Here is a 24883-nt window from a genome sequence, read left to right as displayed (position 1 = left end):
TGTATGCCGCCGCAAAATGCCCGCTAACGCGGGCTGCGGCGGACATTGACCTGACTGTCGGCACTGACTCGTTTTGAATAAAGCCCAACCGCTATCCATGCGCTACGACCCCCGCGAGCTCTCTGATGAGGAGTTGGTTGCGCGCTCGCACACGGAGCTGTTTCACGTAACACGCGCCTATGAAGAGCTGATGCGGCGCTACCAGAGAACCTTATTCAACGTTTGTGCGCGATATTTAGGGAACGATCGTGATGCAGATGATGTCTGTCAGGAGGTGATGTTGAAGGTGTTGTATGGCCTGAAGAACTTCGAGGGCAAATCGAAGTTCAAGACCTGGCTGTATAGCATCACGTACAACGAGTGCATCACGCAGTATCGGAAGGAACGGCGCAAGCGTCGCTTAATGGACGCTTTGAGTCTCGACCCCCTCGAGGAAGCATCTGATGAGAAGATGCCGAAACCTGAGGAAAAGGGTGGACTTGATCGCTGGTTAGTGCATGTGAACCCGATTGACCGGGAAATTCTGGTGCTACGATTTGTCGCAGAGCTGGAATTTCAGGAGATCGCAGACATAATGCATATGGGTTTGAGTGCTACAAAAATGCGTTACAAACGCGCTCTAGATAAATTGCGTGAGAAATTTGCAGGCGTTGCTGAAACTTAGTTCAGCGCAAATGTCTCTTACGTCTAGGCAAGTTCTGTTAGACTTGCCGCCGAGTTGTCCCCCGGTTTGCGGGACTGCTTCACAATCACCAGATGGGGATTTAACGGATGAAACTGAAAAACACCTTGGGCTTGGCCATTGGTTCTCTTATTGCTGCCACTTCGTTCGGCGCTCTGGCACAAGGCCAAGGCGCAGTTGAAATCGAAGGCTTCGCTAAGAAGGAACAGTTCGACAGCGCTCGTAACTTCAAGAACGACGGCAACCTGTTCGGCGGTTCCGTTGGTTACTTCCTGACCGACGACGTTGAACTGCGTCTGGGCTACGACGAAGTGCACAACGTACGTAGCGAAGATGGCAAGAACATCAAGGGCGCGAACACCGCTCTGGATGCTCTGTACCACTTCAACAACCCAGGCGACATGATCCGTCCTTACGTCTCCGCCGGTTTCTCGGATCAGAGCATCGACCAGAACGGCAGCAACGGCCGTAACCGTTCCACCTTCGCCAACGTTGGCGGCGGTGCCAAGCTGTACTTCACCGAGAACTTCTACGCCCGTGCCGGCGTTGAAGCTCAGTACAACATCGACCAGGGCGACACCGAGTGGGCTCCAAGCGTCGGTATCGGCGTTAACTTCGGTGGCGGTTCCAAGCCAGCAGCTCCAGCTCCAGCTCCAGCTGAAGTCTGCGCTGACAGCGACAACGATGGCGTGTGCGACAACGTCGACAAGTGCCCTGACACCCCAGCCAACGTAACTGTTGACGCTGATGGCTGCCCAGCAGTTGCTGAAGTTGTTCGTGTTGAGCTGGACGTGAAATTCGACTTCGACAAGTCGGTAGTCAAGCCTAACAGCTACGGCGACATCAAAAACCTCGCTGACTTCATGAAACAGTACCCATCGACCAGCACTACTGTTGAAGGTCACACTGACTCCGTCGGTCCTGACGCTTACAACCAGAAACTGTCCGAGCGTCGTGCAAACGCCGTTAAGCAAGTTCTGACCAACCAGTACGGTGTTGAATCGTCCCGCGTTCAGTCCGTTGGCTACGGCGAATCCCGCCCGGTTGCTGACAACGCAACTGACGCAGGTCGTGCTGTAAACCGTCGCGTAGAAGCGCAGGTTGAAGCTGCCGCTAAGTAATTAGCTCGCTGCTCTGAAAAGCCCGGCCCAGGCCGGGCTTTTCTTTGCCTGCGATTTGATGCCTGGCCCGCACATTCCCCTGTGTAAAGGCTAGTTCCCAGGGTGAGGGGCATACACAAATCCGGCGTAGGCGCTGGCGAAACCTGCGATCTCCAGCGAACGATGGGAGTGTCGCGGCTGACGCCAGGATCAAAAGATCGCAGCCTGCGGCAGCTCCTACGGTGGAAGGGGTGTCCGTAAATCCGGCGTAGGAGCTGGCGCTCTTTTCAGCGGTCGATGGACGTGTCGTGGCTGACGCCAGGATCAAAAGATCGCAGCCTGCGGCAGCTCCTACGGTGGAAGGGGTGTCCGTAAATCCGGCGTAGGAGCCTGCGATCTTTTCAGCGGTCGGGGCACAGCTTTCGACAGTTCTACAGGGCCACGTCTGCACACCAATCTGCTACAGGCTGTAGTGTTTTGACGTCTTCACAGGCGGCCACTGCGCCGATCACCAGGATTGCCGGGCTTTTCAGCTGGAAGGCGAGGGCATCTTCCTGCATGGCTGTCAGATCGCTCCGACATTCCCTTTGTTGTGGCAGCGAGGCGTTTTCAATCATCGCCACCGGCGTATCGGCCGCCAGGCCGCCGGCCAGCAGTTGCTCGCGAATTTCGCTGAGCTTGGCCACGCCCATGTAGATCACCAGCGTCGTACCGCCTTGGGCCAGGGCCTGCCAGTTCAGGCTGCTGTCGTCTTGAGTGTGGGCGGTCACCAGGGTTACGCCACGGCTGATGCCACGCAACGTCAGCGGAATATTACATTGCGTCGCTCCGGCCAGGCCGGCGGTGATGCCATTGACCATTTCAACGGCAATGCCATGGTTTCTGAGCCACTGCGCTTCTTCACCGCCACGCCCGAAAATGCACGGGTCGCCACCCTTGAGCCGCACCACGCACTTGCCTTGGCGGGCATAACGCAGCATCAGCCGATGAATGAACTCCTGTGGCGTGGAGCGACAACCGCCGCGTTTGCCGACGGCAATGATGCGTGCCTGTGGGCAATGGACCAGCACGGCCTCGTTGACCAGATCATCGATCAGCACCACATCGGCTTCGCCCAGGGCGCGCACCGCTTTGAGGGTCAGCAATTCAGGATCGCCAGGACCTGCACCCACCAGCCAGACTTTTGCGCTCATGTTCTATTCCTCACGAAGTAACGGCTATCGGTTGGGCAGTAGCGGCCAACAGACGCTTGATTTCCGGTACACAGGAGCCGCATTGAGTGCCGCAGCCCAGTTCTTGTTTCAAGCCATTGAGATCCAGGCCGCGGCTGATGCCGGCGCAGACTGCGCGTTGGCTGACGTTTTTGCAGTTGCATAAGGTTTTGTTGGCCGATGGGTCGCTGGTCGCGCTCCCCGGCGGGGTGCTCAGCGGCGCCAGCAGCCAGCGACGCAACTGTTCGTCGGCGCTGCCCTCGAGCCACAGGCTTTGCAGCCAGTGCCGGGCCAGGGTTTCACCGGCCAGGCGGATAGCGGTGATTCGCCCGTTTTCGATCCGCACGCGCTTGCCGATGGAGCGCCGAGGGTCGTCATAGGCCAATACCGGTCCTTCGTTAAGCCCCAGCTGTTGATCGATGTCCCTGAGCAACTGCGGGTCGGGCGCCTCGGCGCTGGCAGCGCGTATCAACAGCGCCGGACGCTCGCGGCCGGTCAGACTGAGGCTGACGTAGGTAAAGGCCTCACAGAGTGGTCGCAGGGCTTCGAAATGCGCCTGCACATTGCCTTCGATCAAGGCAAACAGCTGCCATGGCAACTGCACCGGTTCGATACGCACGCCACTGTGTTTGAGTTCCGGCTGTTTCGACAGCGGGTCGAACGCCGGTTGCGTAACGGCGTTGATGCCGCCCTTGAGGAAACGATCGCCCCAGTGCATGGGCAGGAAGGCCTGGCCAGGGCGGACGCTGTCATCGCTTGCGACTCCGACGATCAGGTTGCCGCGACGGCTTTTAAGGCTGACCAGATCGCCGTCTTGCAGGCGATGCCGACGCAATTCGTCAGGGTGCAGGCTCAATATCGCTTCATTGACGTGGCCGAACAACTGCGCGGCGGTGCCGGTGCGGCTCATGCCGTGCCATTGGTCGCGCAGCCGACCGGTGATCAGGGTCAGCGGGAAGCGCGCGTCGCGCTGCTCCTTGGCGGCGCGGTAAGGGTCGGCAACAAACCGCGCACGGCCGGTGCTGGTCGGAAAAATCCCGTCGACGTACAGCCGTGGCGTTCCCTCAAGCGCGCCGCCGGGGAATGGCCATTGTTGCGGGCCGATTCGGTCGAGCAGGGCGTGGCTGATGCCAGACAGGTCGAGGTCACGGTCGCGGGTCAGCTCTTTGTATTCGTCGAAGACCTGCGCCGGCTCGTTGAAGGCAAACAGGCTGGGTTGGCCCGGGCGCAGACGTTGTTCCAGGCGTTGTGCGAAATCCACGGTGATGGCCCAGTCCGCCCGCGCTTCGCCGGGTGCGGCAATGGCGCGGCGGACGTGGGAAATGCGCCGCTCCGAATTGGTCACCGTGCCTTCCTTCTCGCCCCAGCTGGTAGCGGGCAGCAGCAAGTCGGCGAACGGCGCGGTTTCAGTGGTACGGAAGGCTTCCTGCAGCACCACGAACGGGCACGCCTGCAAGGCCTCGCGCACCGCATTCTGATCCGGCAGGGATTGGGCCGGGTTGGTGCAGGCAATCCACAGCGCTTTGATCTTGCCATTGCGCACCTGTTCGAACAGCTCGATGGCGGTCAGCCCCGGATTTTCCGGCAGTTGCTCGATACCCCAATAACGGGCGACTTCTGCCCGGTGCTCGGGGTTGGCGGCCTCGCGGTGGCCCGGCAACAGATTCGACAGGCTGCCGGTTTCGCGACCGCCCATGGCATTTGGCTGACCGGTCAGGGAGAACGGTCCTGCGCCCGGCCGGCCTATTTGCCCGGTGGCCAGGTGCAGGTTGATCAGCGCGCTGTTTTTTGCGCTGCCGGCGGTGGACTGATTGAGCCCCATGCACCACAACGACAGGAAACTTGGCGAGGTACCGATCCATTCGGCGCATTGCTGCAGTTGCTCGGTGCTGATCCCGCACAGTTGCGCGACCATCTGTGGAGTGTAATCACGGACCAGGTTTTTCAGCTCGGACAGGCCTTCGGTGTGGGCCTTGATGAAGTCGCGGTCGATCCAGTCTTCCCACAGCAGCAGATGCAAAATCCCGTGGAACAGCGCGACATCGGTCCCGGGCAGAATCGCCAGGTGCAGGTCCGCCAGCTCACAGGTGTCGGTGCGCCGTGGGTCGATGACGATGATTTTCATCTGCGGCCGGCGGCTTTTGGCTTCTTCCAGGCGACGAAACAGCACCGGGTGGGCATAGGCCATGTTGCTGCCGACGATCATCACGCAATCGCTCAGCTCCAGGTCTTCGTAGCTGCACGGCGGTGCATCGGCGCCGAGGCTGCGCTTGTAGCCGACCACCGCCGAAGACATGCACAAGCGTGAATTACTGTCGATGTTATTGGTGCCGACCAGTGCTCGGGCCAGCTTGTTGAAGGCGTAGTAGTCCTCGGTCAACAGTTGCCCGGAAATGTAGAACGCCACGCTGTCCGGGCCGTGTTCGTTGAGGGTGTCGGCAAACACATTGACCGCGTGATCCAGCGCGGTATCCCAATCGGTGCGACTGCGGGCCAGGCCTTTGCCGAGCCGCAGTTCCGGGTACAGCGCCCGTGCCGCGAGGTCGCCGGTCAGGTGCAGGCTGGAGCCTTTGCTGCACAGCTTGCCGAAGTTGGCCGGATGCGTCGGATCGCCGCTGACGCCGAGGATCTGCTCGCCATCATGCTCGATCAACACACCGCAGCCGACCCCGCAGTAACAGCAGGTCGAGGCGGTCGTCTGGCGGTTCATCAGACTGCATCCCGCAATGCCAGCATCACCCGGCCGTTTTCCACTCGGGCTTGATGGTGGTGGGCGCAGCCAATGTCCGGAGCCAGGGCTTCGCCGGATTCGAGATCGATTTGCCAGTTGTGCAGCGGGCAGGCGACCCGCTTGCCGTAGATCAAACCTTGAGAGAGTGGGCCGCCCTTGTGCGGGCAGCGGTCATCCAGCGCGAAAACCTCGTCATCGCTGGTGCGAAAGATCGCAATATCGCCTTTCGGGCCTTGAATGACCCGCGAGCCGAGGGCGTTGATTTCTTCCAGGGCGCAGATATCCAGCCAGTTCATACCAGCACCTCCAGTTGTTTCACCACGATGGTGTCGAACTCTTTCTTGAGCAGCGGTTGTTCCAGGCGCTCCTTCCATGGGTCCTGTTCGAACGACAGGGAAAATTGCAGGCGCTCATTGAGGGCTTTGCGCCGCACTGGATCTTCCAGCACGGCTTTCTTGATGTGCTCCATGCCGACCCGCTGCAGGTAGTGCACGGTGCGCTCCAGGTAGAAGGCTTCTTCGCGATAGAGTTGCAGGAAGGCGCCGTTGTACTCGCGCACTTCTTCGGCGGTTTTGAGCTTGACGAAGAACTCTGCCACCTCGGTCTTGATCCCGCCGTTGCCGCCGATGTACATCTCCCAGCCCGAGTCCACGCCGATGATGCCGACGTCCTTGATCCCGGCTTCCGAGCAGTTGCGTGGGCAACCGGAGACCGCCAGCTTGACCTTGTGCGGCGACCACATGTTGAACAGGTCATGTTCCAGCTCGATCCCCAGTTGGGTCGAGTTCTGCGTGCCGAAGCGGCAGAACTCGCTGCCGACGCAGGTCTTCACGGTGCGGATGGATTTGCCGTAAGCATGGCCGGACGGCATGTCGAGATCTTTCCAGACACCCGGCAAGTCCTGCTTCTTGATCCCCAGCAGATCGATGCGCTGGCCGCCGGTGATCTTGACCATCGGCACGTTGTACTTGTCCGCCACATCGGCGATTCGCCGCAATTCGGAAGGGTTGGTGACGCCGCCCCACATCCGTGGGACCACCGAGTAGGTGCCGTCTTTCTGGATGTTGGCGTGCGCCCGTTCGTTGATCAGGCGCGATTGCGGGTCATCCTTGGCTTCACCGGGCCAGGTGGAAATGAGGTAGTAGTTCAGCGCCGGGCGGCAGGTGGCGCAGCCATTCGGGGTGCGCCAGTTCAGGTAGCTCATGGTCCCGGCGATGGTCAGCAGATGCTGGTCGCGAATCGCCTGGCGGATCTGCCCGTGGTTGAGGTCGCTGCAACCGCAGATGGCTTTTTCGCTTTTCGGTTTGACATCAGCCGCGCCGCCGACGGTGTTGATCAGGATCTGCTCCACCAGGCCGGCGCAGGAACCGCAGGAACTGGCGGCCTTGGTGTGCTTCTTCACGTCATCGACGCTGAACAGGCCATGTTCCTGAATCGCTTTGACGATGGTGCCCTTGCACACGCCGTTGCAGCCGCAGACTTCAGCGGTGTCGGCCATGCTCATGGCTTTGTCCTGGCCTTGATGGCCGACGTCGCCCAAGGCGTTCTCGCCGAACATCAGATGGTCGCGGATTTCGCTGATGCCGTGGTTCTCGCGGATCTGCCGGAAGTACCAGCCACCGTCGGCGGTGTCGCCGTACAGGCAGGCACCTACCAGCACGTCATCCTTGATCACCAGCTTCTTGTAGACACCGCCGATGGGGTCGGAAAGGGTGATGGTTTCGGTGCCTTCGCCGCCCATGAAGTCGCCGGCGGAGAACAGGTCGATACCGGTGACTTTCAATTTGGTCGAAGTCACCGACCCCTTGTAGGTGGCGAAGCCCAGTTGCGCGAGGTGGTTGGCGCAGACCTTGGCCTGTTCGAACAGCGGCGCGACCAGGCCATAAGCGATACCGCGGTGGCTGGCGCATTCGCCGATCGCATAGACGCGCGGGTCGTAGGTTTGCAGGGTGTCGTTGACCAGAATCCCGCGGTTGCAGGGAATGCCGGACTTTTCCGCGAGTTCAGTGTTCGGCCGGATGCCGGCGGCCATCACCACCAGGTCGGCCGGGATGACATCGCCGTTCTTGAATTGCACCGAACCGACCCGGCCATTGCCGGCGTCGTGCAGGGCCTGGGTCTGTTCGCAGAGCCGAAAATGCAGGCCGCGGGCTTCCAGGGCGGTTTGCAGCAACTGGCCGCTGGTCTTGTCCAGTTGCCGTTCCAGCAGCCATTCGCCGATGTGCACCACGGTCACGTGCATGCCGCGCAGCATCAGGCCGTTGGCGGCCTCCAGGCCGAGCAAGCCGCCGCCGATGACCACTGCGTGCTTGTGGGTCTTGGCGGTGTCGATCATGGCCTGGGTGTCGGCGATGTCGCGGTAGCCGATCACGCCCTGCAAGGTGTTGCCAGGAATCGGCAGAATGAATGGCGTCGAGCCGGTGGCGATCAACAAACGGTCGTATTCAGCCTCGGTGCCGTCTTCGGCAATCACCCGGCGTTTGACCCGGTCGATCTCGACCACTTTGCGGTTGAGCAACAACTTGATGTTGTTTTCCAGGTACCAGCTCATGTCGTTGAGCACGATTTCTTCGAACGTCTGCTCGCCGGCCAGTACTGGCGACAGCAGGATGCGGTTGTAGTTGGTATGGGGTTCGGCGCCGAAGACCGTGATGTCGTACAGCTCGTTACTCAGCTTGAGCAGCTCTTCCAGGGTGCGAACCCCGGCCATGCCGTTGCCGATCATCACCAGTTTGAGTTTTTTCATTAAGATCTCCGGGGAGCTCAGGCCTGCCTCATCAGGGCGGTCAGGCTGGCTCGACAAATTCTGCGCAAACAAAAAAAGGCATCCCGCTAGTTAACCAGCGAGGACACCTTTGTCCTGATCCCGTTCTCTCGGGAAGCGCACCCTTCATCGTTGAAGGCTGGGCTTTATGTCTGTTGAGAGAGGTAATGCAGTGGTTGTGCCAAGTTTCGCGAAGGCGCGGTTTTATTGGGGGTTGAGGTTGAAAGATTTGTCCGGGAGGGGGTTTTTGCACCAATACAAGGCGTGTTGCCCGGTTTTAAGGCGCAAGGTGGAGTTTTCTCATAGACCTTTGGCGTAATTCAGATCGCCAAGATCGCAGCCTGCTGCAGCTCCTACGTCAGGTGTACGCAAAAACTGTAGGAGCTGCCGCAGGCTGCGATCTTTTTGGGGGAGATGATATTTCAGCCATGAAACACCCAATACAGCAGCAGCAAATTAATCAACAACGACACCAGCGCCAACGTCCGCCAAACCTTCAGCGGCTCTCGCTCCAGCAGCGGCCTGGGTCGCACGCTCAAGCTGCGGCGTTCGCCCTGTTCCAGTAGCAGCAGCCATTCCTCGGAAGTTTCAAAGCGTTGCGCCGGGTTGACGGCAACTGAACGCTCCAGGCTTTGCTCCAGCCAGTCCGGCAGGTCCGGTCGATAGCGACTGGCACTGACGGGCAGGCCGAAGCGCGGCCGCTGAAAGGCTTCGACTTCTCCGTAGGGATAATGGCCGGTCAGCAGGTAATACAGGGTCACGCCCACCGCATACAAGTCCTGCTGTGCCGTTGGCGTGCTCCCGTTAAAGGCTTCCGGAGCAATGTAGCTCGGGGTTCCCGGCAGCAAATGCGCCTGGTCTTCCGAGAGTCCTGGGCAATACGCCAGACCGAAATCCAGCAGGCGCAATTCCCCATCGTCACTCAGCAAGAGGTTTTCCGGTTTGATATCGCGGTGCAGAATCTGCCGCCGATGCAGCATGCCGACTGCCCGCAGCAGGCGTTCGGCGAGTTCCTGCCATTGTGCCAGGGGTAGCGGGCCGCTTTGCGCGAACAACTCGGCCAGGGTCGAGCCTGGGTACTGGCGCATCACGTAGTACAGATGCTGACGTTGGGTGGCGGCATGCACTTCGGGGAAGTGCCGGCCAGCCACCCGCCGCAGAAACCACTCCTCCGACAACAGGCTTTGGCCGGCCTGACTGTCGTCATGCAGGTGCGCCGGCAGGGTTTTCAGCAGCCAGGGTTGCTGCTGGGCATCACGAACGCGGTAGAGCAGCGATTGCTGGCTCTGTCCGAGTAGCGCTTCGACCTGCCAGCCTTCGAACCATTGGCCGGGCTTGAGCGCAGGTGGCAACGGCCATTGCTGCAAGTGGATCAACGCATCGCCGATGGTTGCCTCGCCGAGGGCCTCGACCCGTACCAGCAAGGCACTGGCATTGTCCTGGCTACCCGCCAGGTGCGCGGCGTTGACCAGCGTCTGCGCGGCGCTGTCGAGGTCGGGCTGATCGCGCAGGATCGCGCTGATCGCCGTGTCGCCGAGCACCGCCCAGATGCCGTCGCTGAGCATGACGAAGCTCTCGCCCAGGCGCAATTCACTGTCGAGGAAGTCCAGCACCAGGTGTTGATCCAGACCCAGTGCGCGCTTGAGCACATGTTGCATGCCCGGTTGCTCCCAGACATGATCCTCGGTGATGCGCTGCAACTCTCCTTCGCACCAGCGATAGACCCGGCAATCGCCGACATGCGCCAGCGTGAAGCGCTGCCCTCGCAGCACCAGAGCGCTGACGGTGGTCAGTAAGGGCAGCCCGCCACCGTTGGCCTGCAGCCAGCGATTCTGCGCCAGCAACAACCGGTCCAGGGCCTGCGCCACGCCCCAGGTTTCCGGCGTGGCGTAGTAGTCCATGGCCAATGCCTGCAAGGTCGAGCGAGCGGCGAGGCCCCCGTCGGCGCACTGGCTGACACCATCAGCGATGGCGAACAGGTAACCCTTGCTGGCGGCCAGCGCCGGGGTTGGCGTAACCAGGCGCAGGGCGTCCTGGTTTTCCTCCCGCGGGCCGATGGCGCTGGCTTGGGCAAATTTCAGTTGCAGGCTCATTTGGCACTCAGACCCGAGCAGCGGTCACGGCTGCCGAACCCCAGGTAGTTCTCCAGCGACGCTTGACCCCGTGCAGGCCGAACCAGGCCAGTATGCCGAGGCTGGCGAACAACCAAAGGGCCAGCTGATAGCTGCCGGTACTTTGTTTGATCGCACCCATGCCGGCCGCCAGGGCAAAGCCGCCGATGCCGCCCGCCATGCCGATCAGGCCGGTCATCACGCCGATCTCCCGCCGAAAACGCTGCGGTACCAATTGGAAGACCGCGCCATTACCGGCACCCAGACCGAGCATAGTGCAGACGAACAGGGCGAGGGCCGCGTAAGAGCTCGGCAGGTTGAAGCCTACCGCGGTAATGCAGATCGCCGCGATGGTGTACATGCCGAGCAAGGTCCGAATGCCGCCAAAGCGATCGGCCAGGGCGCCGCCCAGTGGACGCATCAGGCTGCCACCGAAGACGCAGGCAGCGGTGTAGTAGCCGGCGGTCACCGGGCTGAGGCCGTATTGGTCATTGAAGTAGCCAGGCAGGGAGCTGGCCAGGCCGATAAAGCCGCCGAAGGTCACGCTGTAGAAGAACATGAACCACCAGCTGTCGCGGTCACCCAACGCCTTGAGGTAGTCAGACATGGACTTGGCTTTTGGCCGCTCCGGAGCGTTTTTCGCCAGCCAGGCAAAGGCGATCAGGGTCAGGATCAGTGGGATCAGTGCGAAGCCGAATACATTACTCCAGCCAAATGCGGCGGCCATCACCGGGGCGATCAGCGCCGCCAGTACGGTGCCGGAGTTGCCCGCACCGGCAATGCCCATGGCCTTGCCTTGATGCTGCGGTGGATACCATTGCGAGGCCAGGGGCAGGGCGACCGCGAACGAAGCGCCAGCCACCCCGAGAAACAGCCCGAGCACCAAGGCTTGCTCATAGCTGTGGATGCCCAGCTTCCAGGCGCCGAACAGCGCGCAGATGACGATCACCTGGCCGATCAACCCGGCGGTCTTGGGTGACAGGCGATCAGCCAGCAAGCCCATGAAAAAGCGCAGGATGGCACCGGCCAGAATTGGCGTGGCGACTACCATGCCGCGTTGCTGGGTAGTCAGTTGCAGGTCGGTGGCGATCTGCACCGCCAAAGGGCCGAGCAGGTACCAGACCATGAAGCTCAGGTCGAAATAGAGGAAGGCCGCGAACAGTGTCGGGGTGTGGCCGGATTTCCAGAAGCTTGAATTCATCGCGCACCTCAGCTGTAAAGAGTCTCGAAAGGAGTCATGAGCTTTCATGTGGAGTGCCCTGAAGGCCGCACCACCGGCCCCGGGCTATGGGGCCAAAAACGAAAAAAACGCCGCAACCCGATTCGCTGCGTGGGCGAGTAGGGTGTGCGACGTCTTTGTCGTAGGTGGGGCAACCGCCGTTGGTTACCTGTATGGATTGGTTTGCAAGAGCCGCGCCAGAGTTTGATTTTTTTGGTGTGGCCGAAAAGATCGCAGCCTGCGGCAGCTCCTACGCCGATCCGGTCGACCCACAAAATTGCGGGTGCCCGCGATCCTGTAGGAACTGCCGCAGGCTGCGATCTTTAACGGTTTTCCAGGCGCCGCAGGACTTCAGCCCAACAACTCACTCATGGCAATAATCTGCTCGGCCACCTGTATCAGTTTCTGCTGGCGGCTCATGGCCTGGCGGCGCATCAGGGTGTAGGCCTCTTCTTCATTGCAGTCCTTCATCTTCATCAGCAAGCCCTTGGCCAGTTCGATGCGCTTGCGCTCGGCCAGTTGCTGGTCGCGGGCCTGGAGTTGGGCGCGCAAGGCCTGGTCGCTTTCGAAGCGGGCCATGGCCACGTCGAGGATCGGTTGCAGGCGCGCGGCGTGGATGCCTTCGACGATGTAGGCGCTGACCCCGGACTTTATGGCCTGACGCATCACGTCCGGGTCATGTTCATCGGTAAACATGACGATCGGTCGTGGCTGGTCGCGGCTGACCAGCACCACTTGCTCCATCACATCGCGGCTCGGTGACTCGGTATCGATCAAAATCACATCCGGACGCACCGTTTCGACGCGTGCCGGCAGGTCGATGGTCAGGCCGGACTCGTCGATCACCTCAAACCCGGCCTCGGTCAGGGCTGCCTTGAGCCGTCCGACTTTTTTCGCGGTGTCGTTGATCAGCAGGATACGCAACATATTCGCAGTCTCCTGTCAGCGGTTGGCAAGAAGGGCGCAGGCGTCGGCCATGGCGTGCAACTTGAAGCCGCTGGCATAACCGACCGGGTCGCAACCGTCCCAGATTTTACCGTCGATCAATTGGCTGCTGCGCATGGCTTCACCGCTGTGGCTGACGCCAACCGCGCTCGCTGCCTCGCGGTACAGCTCGAGTTGCTGAACCTGACGGGCGACGCCGAGGTAGTCCGGATCATCACGCAGCAAGCCCCAGCGACGGAACTGGGTCATGAACCACATGCCGTCGGACAGGTACGGCAGGTTGACCGCGCCCGCACCATGGAAGCGCAGGGCATGCGGGTCTTGCCAGCAATTGCCGAGGCCGTTGGCATAATCGCCGAGCAGCCGTGGCTGGATGCAGTCCAGGGGCGCATCCAGGTATTCGCGGGCGCTCAACAATTGAGCGGTGCTTTGCCGATTCTCGACGCTCTGTTCGATAAAACGACTGGCTTCGAGGATCGCCATGACCAGTGCGCGGGCGGCGTTCGGGTACTGCTCGACAAATGCGCGGGTGCAGCCCAGGACCTTTTCCGGATGGTCGGGCCAGATGGTTTGAGTGGTGGCGATGGTGAATCCCAACTCCTGGCGCACCGCGCTTGCGCTCCAGGGCTCGCCGACACAAAAACCGTCGATGCGCCCGGCTTGCAGGTGCGCGACCATTTGCGGCGGCGGCACCACCACGCTGTCGACATCCTGCAGCGGATGGATGCCCTGGCTGGCTAGCCAGTAATAAAGCCACATGGCGTGGGTGCCGGTGGGAAAGGTCTGGGCGAAGGTCAGCTTTGCGCGACTTTGGTGCACGTGTCGCTCCAGCGCTTCAGGACCGGTCACGCCACGGGCTTGCAGGCCGTGGGACAGGTTGATGCTTTGGCCGTTCTGGTTCAGGCCCATGAGCACCGCCATATCGGTAGCGGCGACGCCGCCGATGCCCAGGTGCACCGCGTAGATCAAGCCATAAAGACTGTGGGCCGCATCCAGTTCACCGCTAACCAACTTGTCCCGCAGGCTGGCCCAGGAGGATTGGCGTTTGAGGTTCAGGGTCAGGCCGTAGGGTTGGGCGAAGCCCTGGGTGGCCGCGACCACCACCGAGGCGCAATCGCTCAGGGCCATGAAGCCGAGGTTGATCGCGCTCTTTTCCGGAGCATCGCTGCCATTGACCCAGGCCAGGGGGCCTGCTGGAAATTCGTTCATCAGGTGTGCACCTTCCATAAAAAAGCGTCGTACCCGGGTCCCTTGCCAGAGCAAGCCGGGTGACGACGCCGCAGTTCTTTCAATAACAACTTGGGACTCATCCCGTCGTTGGTATGAGTATTGATGCAATCTGTGCTGCAAGGCATATGCCATTCACCGTAGATTTCATCGAGCGCCTCGCGTACGGCCCCGTTGCCCGGCTATAATCGCCGGCTTATTTCGCCGCCAACCGAGTCAAACCCGCCCATGTACACCCTGGCCCGTCAGCTGTTGTTCAAACTTTCCCCGGAAACCTCCCACGATCTGTCCCTGGACCTGATCGGCGCGGGCGGGCGTTTGGGCCTCAATGGCTTGCTGTGCAAGGCGCCTGCGCGGATGCCGGTGAACGTCATGGGCCTGGACTTTCCCAACCCGGTGGGTCTGGCGGCAGGCCTGGACAAAAACGGCGCGGCCATCGATGGCTTTGCCCAGTTGGGTTTCGGCTTCGTCGAGATCGGCACCATCACGCCGCGTCCGCAACCGGGCAATCCGAAACCACGGATTTTCCGCTTGCCGGAAGCCGAGGCGATCATCAACCGCATGGGTTTCAATAACCTCGGTGTCGATCACTTGCTGGCCCGGGTCGCGGCAGCCAGATACAAGGGCATCCTGGGCATCAACATTGGCAAGAACTTCGATACGCCGGTTGAACGCGCAGTCGATGACTACCTGATCTGTCTGGATAAAGTTTACGCCCATGCCAGCTATGTGACAGTCAATGTCAGCTCACCGAATACTCCGGGCCTGCGTAGCCTGCAGTTCGGCGATTCGCTCAAGCAACTGCTTGAAGCCCTGCATCAGCGCCAGGAAGAACTGGCGCAGCGCCATGGCAAGCGGGTACCGCTGGCCATCAAGATTGCCCCGGACATGACCGACGAAGAAACCGTGCAAGTGGCCCGGGCCTTGATCGAAACCGGGATGGATGCGGTGATCGCCACCAACACCACCCTGAGCCGCGTCGGCGTCGAAGGCATGGAGCATGGCGACGAGGCGGGTGGCCTGTCGGGCGCACCGGTTCGCGACAAGAGCACCCATACCGTCAAGGTGCTGGCTGGCGAATTGGCCGGGCGCCTGCCGATCATCGCCGTGGGCGGCATCACCGAAGGCAGGCACGCGGCTGAGAAAATCGCCGCCGGTGCCAGCCTGGTGCAGTTGTACTCGGGCTTTATCTACAAAGGCCCGGCGCTGATTCGCCAGTCGGTGGATGCCATCGCGGCGTTGCGCTAAAGGCGATTAACCGTAGGAGCTGCCGCAGGCTGCGATCTTTTCATTTTGATTTTTGTTCGGGCTCCGAAAGCCGAAAAGCAAGATCAAAAGATCGCAGCCTTCGGCAGCTCCTGCATGGGAAATGTGTTCAGCCATTCAGCGCCCATAAAAAAGGGCCCCTCGAAGGAGCCCTTGGGCCGAAGCCCGCCGTCCGGATGGGACGAGCATGGTAAGTCGTTGTGTATTCAGATTTTGGTGTCGGAGTATGTGCCCTGTTTAGCCGACGGCGTGAAGTTCGTTGAGTCTGTGGATACCCGCAGTGCCGGTCATACCGTCCCAGTTGTCGCCGCGTCCTTCTCGCCAGCCGTTAATCCAGGCTTGGCGTACCGACGGTAGAGTAAATGGGCAAAGCTCACGGGATTTGCCACCAACGCCATATTGATATCCGCGTAAAAATGCTCTTTCCAACGGATCACGCTTAAGTCTTCTCATAGGGTGTTTCCCTCACTTGTTGACTGTGTAATGTCCCGTCGACCTCAATCGAGGTCGGGCAGAAAAACTCTGCCTTTGGCGGCTCGCTGCCGGCGTCGCGAGCCAAGGTGTTGACGTCGTTGCGGCGTCAACCTGTGTTGAGTTCTAACCAATGCGTCACATCGAGGGAATGATCGTTTTGTCATAAGGACGTAACAATAATGATGTTATGGCCATAAGTACGCAGGGCGTCATGGCCGGCTGCTTGACCAAAGCCCACTATGATCAGCCTCCTGCAAGATGATGAGGTTAATTTTGTGGCTAGAATACCGACCTGTGGTCGTCGGGTATTATTCGACGAAGGGTCGAGATATGACATTTTGTTGCACCGAATTTTTTATCTGCCCTTGCATCTAAGCTCATCTGACCTCTAGGTTGGCTGAGCGGCGGGGGTGGCACGGCACACTTTCGTGCCCCGCGAGCGCTCTTCAAGAAAAGCGCTTGATTGAAAACCGAGCGGGCAATGCGTTGCCCGTTCACTTATTGCTTAAAGGCCCTGGAATCCCCATGTCGGATCGTTACGAACTCTTCCTCACCTGTCCCAAAGGCCTTGAAGGCCTGCTTATCGAGGAAGCCATCGGGCTTGGCCTTGAAGAAGCGCGCGAGCACACCTCGGCCGTGCGCGGCATGGCCGACATGGAAACCGCCTATCGCCTGTGCCTCTGGTCGCGTCTGGCCAACCGGGTACTGCTGGTGCTCAAGCGCTTCCCGATGAAGGACGCAGAAGATCTCTATCACGGCGTGCTGGATATCGAATGGCAGGACCATATGCTCAACGACGGCACCCTGGCCGTGGAGTTCAGCGGTCACGGCTCGGGTATCGACAACACGCATTTCGGCGCCTTGAAGGTCAAGGATGCCATCGTCGACAAATTGCGCACTCCGCAGGGCGATCGTCCGTCCATCGACAAACTCAACCCGGACCTGCGCATCCACCTGCGTCTTGACCGTGGCGAAGCGATCCTCTCGCTCGACCTGTCCGGCCACAGCCTGCACCAGCGCGGCTATCGTCTGCAGCAAGGCGCGGCGCCGCTGAAGGAAAACCTCGCGGCCGCGATCCTGATCCGTTCCGGCTGGCCACGCATTGCGGCCGATGGCGGCGCCTTGGCTGACCCGATGTGCGGTGTTGGTACGTTCCTGGTTGAAGCAGCAATGATCGCTGCCGACATGGCGCCGAACTTGCGTCGCGAGCAGTGGGGCTTCACCGCCTGGCTCGGTCACGTCCCGGCGTTGTGGAAAAAGCTTCACGAAGAAGCCACCGAACGCGCTGCTGCCGGCCTGGCCAGGCCACCGCTGTGGATTCGCGGTTACGAAGCCGACCCGCGCCTGATTCAACCGGGCCGTAACAACGTCGAACGTGCCGGCCTCAGCGAGTGGATCAAGATCTATCAGGGTGAAGTCGCGACCTTCGAGCCGCGTCCGGACCAGAACCAGAAAGGCCTGGTGATCTGCAACCCTCCTTACGGCGAACGTCTGGGTGATGAGGCGAGCTTGCTCTATCTCTACCAGAACCTCGGCGAACGTCTGCGTCAGGCCTGCCTGAACTGGGAAGCGGCGGTGTTTACCGGCGCGCCGGACCTGGGCAAGCGCATGGGCATCCGCAGCCACAAGCAGTACTCATTCTGGAACGGCGCCTTGCCGTGCAAATTGCTGCTGATCAAGGTCACCCCGGACCAGTTCGTCACCGGCGAGCGTCGCACCCCGGAACAGCGTCAGGTCGAGCGCGAGCAGGCGCAAGTCGAAATCGCCGACAACGATGTCGCGCCGGGCAAGTACGAGAAGTACAACAAGAACGGCAACCCGATCAAACCGGCACCGGTGGTGGTCGAGCAACCGCGCTTGAGCGAAGGCGGGCAGATGTTCGCCAACCGCCTGCAAAAGAACCTCAAGGCGTTGGGCAAGTGGGTCAAGCGCGAAGGCATTGACTGCTACCGCGTCTACGATGCCGACATGCCGGAATATTCCATGGCCATCGACCTGTATCAGGATTGGGTCCACGTCCAGGAATACGCTGCACCGAAATCCATCGATCCGGAAAAAGCGTCGGCGCGCATGTTCGATGCCCTGGCGGCCATCCCGCAAGCCCTGAACATCGACAAGAGCCGCGTGGTGGTCAAGCGTCGCGAGCGTCAGAGCGGCACCAAGCAGTACGAGCGCCAAGCCGCTCAGGGCAAGTTCGTCGAGGTCAACGAAGGCGGCGTGAAGTTGCTGGTAAACCTGACCGACTACCTCGACACCGGGCTGTTCCTCGATCACCGGCCGATGCGTATGCGGATTCAGAAAGAGGCCGAAGGCAAACGCTTCCTCAATCTGTATTGCTATACCGCGACCGCCAGCGTGCACGCCGCCAAGGGTGGCGCGCGCAGCACCACCAGCGTCGACTTGTCGAAAACCTATCTGGATTGGGCGCGGCGCAACCTGTCGCTCAATGGTTTCTCCGACAAGAACCGTCTGGAGCAGGGCGATGTGATGGCCTGGCTGGATACCTGCCGGGAAGAGTACGACCTGATCTTCATCGATCCGCCGACCTTCTCCAACTCCAAGCGCATGGAAGGGATTTTCGACGTGCAGCGCGATCAGGTGCAATTGATCGATCTGGCCATGGCTCGCCTGGCACCGGGCGGTGTGTTGTATTTCTCCAATAACTTCCGCAAGTTCCAGCTCGAAGAGAACCTCAGCAGCCGTTATGCAGTCGAGGAAATTACCGCACAGACCATCGATCCGGATTTTGCCCGCAACAGCAAGATCCACCGTGCCTGGAAAATCACCGCTCGCTAAATGCCGATTGGATCCACAGGGCCTTGATTTTTAAAGGCTCTTGGGTCTTTTGGTGCTGGCCAAACTAGTGGCTAATAGCTATAACTGCCTAAAGGCCCATGTAACGCCCAAGCTCGCTGGCGTTATGAGTTCCGCTTATGTCGTTACACGCCGTACGACCCAGGATTCTGGGTTTTATCAGTGAAGAGGCTTCGGCCTGGTTTGTCGCGCTATTGGTGCTGCTGGCCGGTAGCGTGCTGACCGGCCTGTTGGCCTGGGCGACCGTCAAGGATCACCGGCAGCAGGTGGCACAGCGTTTTCAGCTATTGGTCGGTGAACGCCAGAGCCGGCTTGCCGAGCGTTTTGAAGATCAGGAGCAGCGCCTCGACAGCCTGCGCCGGTTCTTCGTCAACTCCGAGTCAGTCTCTCGGGAAGAATTCGATGGCTTTACCCGGCCCTTGTTGCAAAGGACCCAGGCTTATTCCTGGGCTCCCCGGGTTTCCAGGGCTGGGCGTGCCGAGTTTGAACAACGCGCACGTGCGCAAGGTCTGGCAGGCTTTTCAATCCGCGATTTGAGTCCCTCCGGTGCGCTGCAACCTGCTGCCGAGCGCGATGAATACGTCCCTGTTGTGTATAACCAGAAGCTCAGTGAGTGGGGCTCACCGCTGGGCCTGGACCTGTTGGGCGCGGCCGAGCGCGGTGCCACCCTGCAGCGCGCCCGGGAGCGGAGTGGCCTGGCGGTCTCCCAGCCGATGCCACTGAGCGGCGTCGAGCCTGAATACAGTCGAGGCGTGCTGCTGGTCGAACCGGTAATCGAGCCGACTTCGGCGACGGCTGCGCCTTCGATTCCGCTGGGGTATGTGCTGGCCGTGGTCAGCATGCGTCAGCTGGTGGCTGATGGTTTTCCGGCGCAAAGCCAGGACAATCTGGTGGTGCAGATTCGCGATCACTCAGTCGATGGCCAGCCTGAAGTGCTCTATGAGTCGAGCAATCCGGTGGCCGAGCAACCGTTGCAATACACCTCGATCTTGCGCCTGGGGGACCGGGTCTACGACCTGAACATGCGCACCAGCGCAGCGTTCGAGCGTGCCAACCATTCGACGATTACCAGTCTGGTGGTGATGGGCGGTTCGTTGAGCGTGCTGCTTAGTGTCTTGCTGTATGTGCTGGTCAGCCAGCGCCAGCGAGCCCTGGCGCTGGTCGAGCAGCGTACCCGGGAACTGCGCCTGCGCGAGCAGGAGCTGCGCGGGGCCCATGGGCAACTGCGCAGCGTCCTGGATGCGGCAACTCAGGTAGCGATCATCGCGACGGACTTGCGCGGGGTGATCAGCACCTTCAATGCCGGTGCCGAGCAAATGCTTGGCTATCGAAGTGCCGAGATGCTCGGGCATGTGACGCTGGAAAGCCTGCACCTGCCCAGAGAACTGCAGGTGCGCGCGGCGGAACTGAGCCGGCGTTACGGCAAACCGATCCCGATGTGCCAGGCGATGCTCGTCGAGGGTGGCGAAGAGGGTGGGCATGAGGCGCGGGAGTGGACGCTGGTGCGTCAGGATGGCAGCTATCTGTCAGTCAATATGCTCGCGGCGCCGGTGCTCGATGAACAGGGGCTGTGGGTCGGGCACCTGGCGATCTGTATTGATGTCACCGAGCGTAAACGGGTGCACGAGGCTCTGGCGGCCCGCGATACCCTGCTGAAAAAGCTCAGCGCCCATGTGCCGGGCGGGATTTACCAGTTCATGATGGCAGGGGATGGCAAGTTCAGTGTGATCTATGCCAGTGACGGCATTCGCGAAATTTACGAACTGGAGCCGGATCTGCTGCAAAAAAATGCCGAGGCGATCTTCGAGCGAATCCATCCGCAAGACTCGTCCAGGGTTCGTGCCTCGATTCGTGCCTCTTCCCAGAAGCTCAGTCCGTGGCGTGAGGAATACCGCGTGCAACTGCCCGAGCGCGGGTTGCGCTGGGTCCGTGGCGAGGCGACTCCAGAAGAGTTACCGGGAGGCGGGGTGCTGTGGCACGGCTATATCTCGGACATCTCCGATCTGAAGCGGGTCGAGGAGGAACTTCGGGCGCTCTCGGTGACCGACTCCCTGACCGGTATTTACAATCGGCGTTATTTCCAGGAACGGCTGAAGACCGAAATGGCCAGGGTCGAGCGCGGCGTCGGGGAATTGGCGGTGATCATGCTCGATATCGATCATTTCAAACGCATCAACGACCAGCACGGGCATGCCGTGGGTGACCGGGTGCTGCAAGGGGTCTGTGAGCGCATCGGCCTGCGTTTGCGCCGCACCGACGTGTTCTGTCGCCTGGGAGGCGAGGAGTTCATGGTGCTCTGTCCGGACACCGATGGGCAACAGGCCCATACCCTGGCGCTGGAGCTGTGGCAGGGACTGCGCAGCTCGCCGATCGACGGCGTGGGCATCGTCACCGCAAGCTTCGGGATTGCCAGCTGGCGGGTATCGGAAGGCGTGGACGCGTTGCTGTTGCGCGCCGACTCGGGAGTGTATGCCGCGAAGCAGGCAGGCAGGGATCGGGTTGAGGTGGAGTTGAGATAGAGAGCCAGACACAACCCCCTGTGGCGAGGGAGCTTACTGTGGCGAGGGGGCAAGCCCCCTCGCCACAAAAGCCCCTCACCACATGACTCGGCAGGCCTACAACGCCGAAGCAGCCTCCGCCAGTTTCGGCTGGCGATACAGATCCAGCAGCACCTGGTCGAGCACCGAGGATGCGCCCCATGGTTTCGGATCATTGAGGATTGCTACCACCGCCCAGGTGTTGCCATTGCTGTCGCGGCTGAAGCCGGCAATCGCGCGAACGGTGTTCAGGGTGCCGGTCTTGATATGCGCTTCACCGGCCATGGCGGTGCGTTTCAAGCGTTTGCGCATGGTGCCGTCCATGCCGGCAATCGGCATCGAGCTGACGAACTCCGCCGAGTATGGGCTTCTCCAGGCCGCCTGCAGCATCGCGCCCATTTCCCGGGCGCTGACCCGTTCGGCGCGGGACAGGCCGGAACCGTTTTCCATCACCAGATGCGGCGCAGTGATGCCTTTTTTCGCCAGCCACTGGCGCACGACCCGTTGCGCGGCTTTGGCGTCATCACCGTCAGCGGCGTTGCGAAACTCTGCGCCGAGGCTGAGAAACAGTTGCTGGGCCATGGTGTTGTTACTGTATTTGTTGATGTCGCGGATGATCTCCGCCAGATCCGGCGAGAATGCCCGGGCCAGGACCTTGGCATCCTTGGGCACTGCGGCCAGACGGTCCTGGCCCTGAATGCTGCCACCCAACTCCTGCCAGATCGCCCGCACGGCGCCGGCGGTGTAGGTCGCATGATCAAGCAGCGACAGGTAGGTCTGCGAACTGCAACCTTCGCCCAACTGACCGTTGACCGTCACGCTCACGCCGCCATCGGCCCGGGCCACCGGGTTGTAGCGCACGTTGCCGGTGCACTGCCTGGAGTTGACGGCCTTGACCTGGTTGTCGATGTGAATGGTGGCAATCGGCGGTTCGACGGAAACCAGGACCTTGCCCGAGTCATTGCGCGCTATGAAGCGCAGCGCCTTGAGGTTGACCAATAGCGAGTCGGGTTTGACCAGGAACGGTTTGTTATCGTCGTTGCCGTCGTCATTGAACTGCGGCAGTTGCGGTTGCACGAAGAAATTGCGGTCCAGTACCAGATCGCCGGTGACTTGCTGCACGCCATTGGCCCGCAGGTCACGCATCAGCAGCCAGAGCTTTTCCATGTTCAGCTTCGGGTCGCCACCGCCCTTGAGGTACAGGTTGCCCCGAAGGATGCCGCCACTGAGGACGCCGTCGGTGTAGAACTCGGTCTTCCACTGATGGTTGGGCCCAAGCATTTCCAGAGCGGCGTAGGTGGTGACCAGCTTCATGGTCGAGGCCGGGTTGACTGACACATCGGCGTTGTAAATCGTCGGGGTGCCCGGGCCGTTGAGCGGGATCATTACCAGTGACAAGGCGTCGTTCTGCAATTTGCTGGCTTTGAGGGCTTGTTGAACCTTGGGCGACAGGGCAGTGTTGATCGGAGCGGAGTGAGCAGGCAGGGCCAGGGGCAGAAGAAGACTGGCAAGCAACAATGGACGCAAAGATTTGATCATCTGTAATGGAACCCTACAGCCGAGGGGGGAAAAGACGAGGGCATGTGGACAAAATTCCCTCAGTGGTCATGAAAGTGTCGGCATTATGCCCCAAGGTATGGCGACTTGTGCCGTGCCCTGTACCTCCATTCGGCGATTTTTTTACGGACGGCAGGTACCGGGGCCGATAGAGGCGGGCAAACGCTCGCTTAAGCTGCTAAAGTGCCGCCCGTTATTACTTATGAGGATTGTTCCATGGCGACTAACCGTTCCCAGCGTCTGCGCAAAAAACTGTGCGTCGATGAATTTCAAGAGCTGGGTTTCGAGCTGAACCTGGATTTCAAAGAAGATTTGGCTGATGAGGCTATTGACACTTTCCTCAACGAGTTCCTGGCACAAGCAATGGAGGCCAATGGCCTCGGCTACGTTGGCGGCGATGACTACGGTCTGGTTTGCCTGATCAAACGTGGTTCGGTCAGCGAAGAGCAGCGCGCCAAGGTCGAAGCCTGGCTCAAAGGCCGCAACGAGTTGACCAGCGTTGAAGTCAGCCCGTTGTTGGACGTCTGGTACCCGGAAAAGCCAATCAATCCGGTAGCCTGATGTCATGAACCAGCGGCCCGCCCGGGCCGCTGGTTCGATGCTGCCCCTGCGCGGCCTGTCGATTTTTCCCTTCTGTCTGTTCAAACCTCGGGCTTGTTTCCCGGGATTTCGTGTGGGCGTAGTTCGGGAAGATCAAAAGATCGCAGGCTTCGCCAGCTCCTACGGGATCGCGAACATGTCCCGCACCGTAGGAGCTGCCGCAGGCTGCGATCTTTAGGCCTTGCGCCAATTCAGAATCACCAGCGTCAGCACCCCCGCGACAATCCCCCAGAACGCCGAACCAATGGAAAACAGTGTCAGCCCCGACGCGGTGACCATGAAGGTAATCAGCGCGGCTTCGCGTTCTTTAACTTCATGCATGGCGATGCTCAGGCCGTTGATGATCGAGCCGAACAGGGCCAGCGCGGCAATCGACAGCACCAACTCTTTGGGCAGCGCGGCGAACAGCGCCGCCAGCGTGGCGCCGAAGACCCCGGCAATCCCGTAGAAGATCCCGCACCAGACCGCTGCGGTGTAGCGCTTGTTGCGATCTTCGTGGGCGTGCGGCCCGGTGCAGATCGCCGCGCTGATGGCGGCGAGGTTGATGCCATGGGAGCCGAACGGCGCCAATAACAGTGAGGCGATGCCGGTGGTGGTGATCAAGGGCGAAGCCGGCACGTTGTAGCTGTCGGCACGCAGCACGGCGATGCCGGGCATGTTCTGCGAGGTCATTGCCACCACGAACAGAGGAATGCCAATGCTGATGGTCGCCGCCAGGGAGAAATGCGGCGTGGTCCAGACTGGCGTGGCCAGTTCCAGGCTGAAGCCGCTGAAGTCCAGCAGCCCCATCATGCCGGAGAGCGCGGTGCCGATCAGCAGCGCAGCCAGTACCGCATAGCGCGGCGACAGGCGCTTGATGATCAGATAAGTGAAGAACATACCGAGCACCAGCGCCGTGCGGTGTTGCGCGGCGACGAAAATCTCGCTGCCGATCTTGAACAGAATCCCGGCCAGTAACGCCGCGGCCAGCGACGCGGGAATCCGCTTGACCAGCCGTTCGAAGCTGCCGGTCAGCCCGCAAAGGGTCACCAGCACCGCGCAGGTGATATAGGCGCCGATGGCTTCGCCGTAACTTACCCCGCCAAGGCTGGTGATCAGCAGCGCCGCGCCCGGGGTCGACCAGGCAATGGTGATGGGCGTGCGATAACGCAGGGACAGGCCGATGCTGCACACCGCCATGCCGATCGAGAGCGCCCAGATCCACGACGAGATCTGGCCGCTGGTCAGCCCGGCCGCCTGACCGGCCTGAAACATCAGCACCAGCGAACTGGTGTAGCCGGTCATCATCGCGATGAAACCGGCGACGATGGCCGAAGGCGACGTGTCGGCCAAGGGGCGTAACTGCGCTTGCGTGGCGTCGGTCATGGAGCGGTGGTCCTTGTACAAATAAAGATATCTGCGGTAAACACAAATCCCCGTAGGAGCTGCCGCAGGCTGCGATCTTTTGATCTTCCGGAATGTGCAGTGCGCCGGAAAAGAACAAATGAAGATGTCTGCGGTGAACACGAATCCCCGTAGGAGCTGCCGCAGGCTGCGATCTTTTGATCTTCGGGGATTTGCAGTGCTCCCGAAAAGATCGCAGCCTGCGGCAGCTCCTACGGTTCGGTGTTCGTCACGGATTCTGTGTGAAGCCTAAACTCAAACA

General features: G+C 60.7%; 17 protein-coding genes. 6 read left to right on the top strand and 11 right to left on the bottom strand.

The window, feature by feature from the left end; translation table 11 throughout:
• The first annotated feature begins 73 nt into the window (after nucleotides 1-73).
• Both sigX and AC3IUA_RS19975 read left to right on the top strand, forming a co-directional pair.
• Nucleotides 74-664 (top strand): RNA polymerase sigma factor SigX, encoded by a 591-nt coding sequence (gene sigX, locus AC3IUA_RS19980; protein ID WP_489356594.1) that lies wholly within the window; start codon nucleotides 74-76, stop codon nucleotides 662-664.
• A gap of 107 nt (nucleotides 665-771) precedes the next feature.
• Nucleotides 772-1803, top strand: a complete 1032-nt coding sequence (locus AC3IUA_RS19975; RefSeq protein WP_489356592.1) for an OmpA family protein — start codon at nucleotides 772-774, stop codon at nucleotides 1801-1803.
• A gap of 410 nt (nucleotides 1804-2213) precedes the next feature.
• Here the strand turns inward: AC3IUA_RS19975 and cobA are convergent, their stop codons facing one another.
• The 8 genes from cobA to AC3IUA_RS19935 all read right to left on the bottom strand — a co-directional run bounded on the left by cobA (nucleotide 2214) and on the right by AC3IUA_RS19935 (nucleotide 13972).
• Complete coding sequence (gene cobA / locus AC3IUA_RS19970; protein WP_489356591.1) at nucleotides 2214-2975, bottom strand: uroporphyrinogen-III C-methyltransferase; 762 nt, start codon at nucleotides 2973-2975, stop codon at nucleotides 2214-2216.
• Nucleotides 2976-2985: 10 nt separating this feature from the next.
• Complete coding sequence (locus AC3IUA_RS19965) at nucleotides 2986-5703, bottom strand: nitrate reductase (RefSeq protein WP_489356589.1); 2718 nt, start codon at nucleotides 5701-5703, stop codon at nucleotides 2986-2988.
• A complete protein-coding gene (nirD, locus tag AC3IUA_RS19960) occupies nucleotides 5703-6020 on the bottom strand; it encodes a nitrite reductase small subunit NirD (protein ID WP_489356587.1) in 318 nt (105 codons plus the stop codon). The genes AC3IUA_RS19965 and nirD overlap by 1 nt, the downstream gene beginning before the upstream one ends.
• Nucleotides 6017-8470 (bottom strand): nitrite reductase large subunit NirB, encoded by a 2454-nt coding sequence (gene nirB, locus AC3IUA_RS19955; protein ID WP_489356586.1) that lies wholly within the window; start codon nucleotides 8468-8470, stop codon nucleotides 6017-6019. Before nirB ends, nirD begins: the two co-directional genes overlap by 4 nt.
• 440 nt (nucleotides 8471-8910) lie before the next feature.
• The gene (locus AC3IUA_RS19950; RefSeq protein ID WP_489356584.1) at nucleotides 8911-10581 is read right to left on the bottom strand and encodes a bifunctional protein-serine/threonine kinase/phosphatase; all 1671 of its coding nucleotides are present in this window, start codon (nucleotides 10579-10581) and stop codon (nucleotides 8911-8913) included.
• Nucleotides 10582-10588: 7 nt separating this feature from the next.
• Nucleotides 10589-11800 (bottom strand): nitrate/nitrite transporter, encoded by a 1212-nt coding sequence (locus AC3IUA_RS19945; RefSeq protein ID WP_489356582.1) that lies wholly within the window; start codon nucleotides 11798-11800, stop codon nucleotides 10589-10591.
• Nucleotides 11801-12169: 369 nt separating this feature from the next.
• Nucleotides 12170-12745, bottom strand: a complete 576-nt coding sequence (locus AC3IUA_RS19940; RefSeq protein ID WP_489356580.1) for an ANTAR domain-containing response regulator — start codon at nucleotides 12743-12745, stop codon at nucleotides 12170-12172.
• A 15-nt stretch (nucleotides 12746-12760) separates the two neighbouring features.
• Nucleotides 12761-13972: a CmpA/NrtA family ABC transporter substrate-binding protein gene (locus AC3IUA_RS19935; RefSeq protein ID WP_489356578.1), complete on the bottom strand. Its 1212-nt coding sequence runs from the start codon at nucleotides 13970-13972 to the stop codon at nucleotides 12761-12763.
• Nucleotides 13973-14218: 246 nt separating this feature from the next.
• Between AC3IUA_RS19935 and AC3IUA_RS19930 the strand changes: the two genes are divergently transcribed.
• Nucleotides 14219-15238, top strand: a complete 1020-nt coding sequence (locus AC3IUA_RS19930; RefSeq protein WP_489356576.1) for a quinone-dependent dihydroorotate dehydrogenase — start codon at nucleotides 14219-14221, stop codon at nucleotides 15236-15238.
• A 255-nt stretch (nucleotides 15239-15493) separates the two neighbouring features.
• On the opposite strand, the gene rmf is transcribed toward AC3IUA_RS19930, so the two are convergent.
• Nucleotides 15494-15709: a ribosome modulation factor gene (gene rmf / locus AC3IUA_RS19925; protein WP_003223300.1), complete on the bottom strand. Its 216-nt coding sequence runs from the start codon at nucleotides 15707-15709 to the stop codon at nucleotides 15494-15496.
• Between the two features lie 546 nt (nucleotides 15710-16255).
• On the opposite strand from rmf, the gene rlmKL reads away from it, so the two are divergent.
• The gene (rlmKL, locus tag AC3IUA_RS19920) at nucleotides 16256-18526 is read left to right on the top strand and encodes a bifunctional 23S rRNA (guanine(2069)-N(7))-methyltransferase RlmK/23S rRNA (guanine(2445)-N(2))-methyltransferase RlmL (protein ID WP_489356574.1); all 2271 of its coding nucleotides are present in this window, start codon (nucleotides 16256-16258) and stop codon (nucleotides 18524-18526) included.
• 137 nt (nucleotides 18527-18663) lie between these two features.
• Nucleotides 18664-21063, top strand: coding sequence for a sensor domain-containing diguanylate cyclase (locus AC3IUA_RS19915; RefSeq protein WP_489356572.1), 2400 nt, complete (start codon nucleotides 18664-18666; stop codon nucleotides 21061-21063).
• A 96-nt stretch (nucleotides 21064-21159) separates the two neighbouring features.
• Here the strand turns inward: AC3IUA_RS19915 and dacB are convergent, their stop codons facing one another.
• The gene (gene dacB / locus AC3IUA_RS19910; protein WP_489356570.1) at nucleotides 21160-22620 is read right to left on the bottom strand and encodes a D-alanyl-D-alanine carboxypeptidase/D-alanyl-D-alanine endopeptidase; all 1461 of its coding nucleotides are present in this window, start codon (nucleotides 22618-22620) and stop codon (nucleotides 21160-21162) included.
• Between the two features lie 234 nt (nucleotides 22621-22854).
• Here dacB and AC3IUA_RS19905 point away from each other — a divergent pair, with 234 nt between their 5' ends.
• Nucleotides 22855-23199, top strand: a complete 345-nt coding sequence (locus AC3IUA_RS19905) for a YggL family protein (protein WP_489356568.1) — start codon at nucleotides 22855-22857, stop codon at nucleotides 23197-23199.
• A gap of 213 nt (nucleotides 23200-23412) precedes the next feature.
• Here the strand turns inward: AC3IUA_RS19905 and AC3IUA_RS19900 are convergent, their stop codons facing one another.
• Nucleotides 23413-24603, bottom strand: a complete 1191-nt coding sequence (locus AC3IUA_RS19900) for a benzoate/H(+) symporter BenE family transporter (RefSeq protein ID WP_489356566.1) — start codon at nucleotides 24601-24603, stop codon at nucleotides 23413-23415.
• Between the last annotated feature and the right edge of the window lie 280 nt (nucleotides 24604-24883).

This window comes from Pseudomonas sp. KH_050 (genome assembly GCF_057838875.1).
This window is presented reverse-complemented; position numbering and strand designations above follow the sequence as displayed.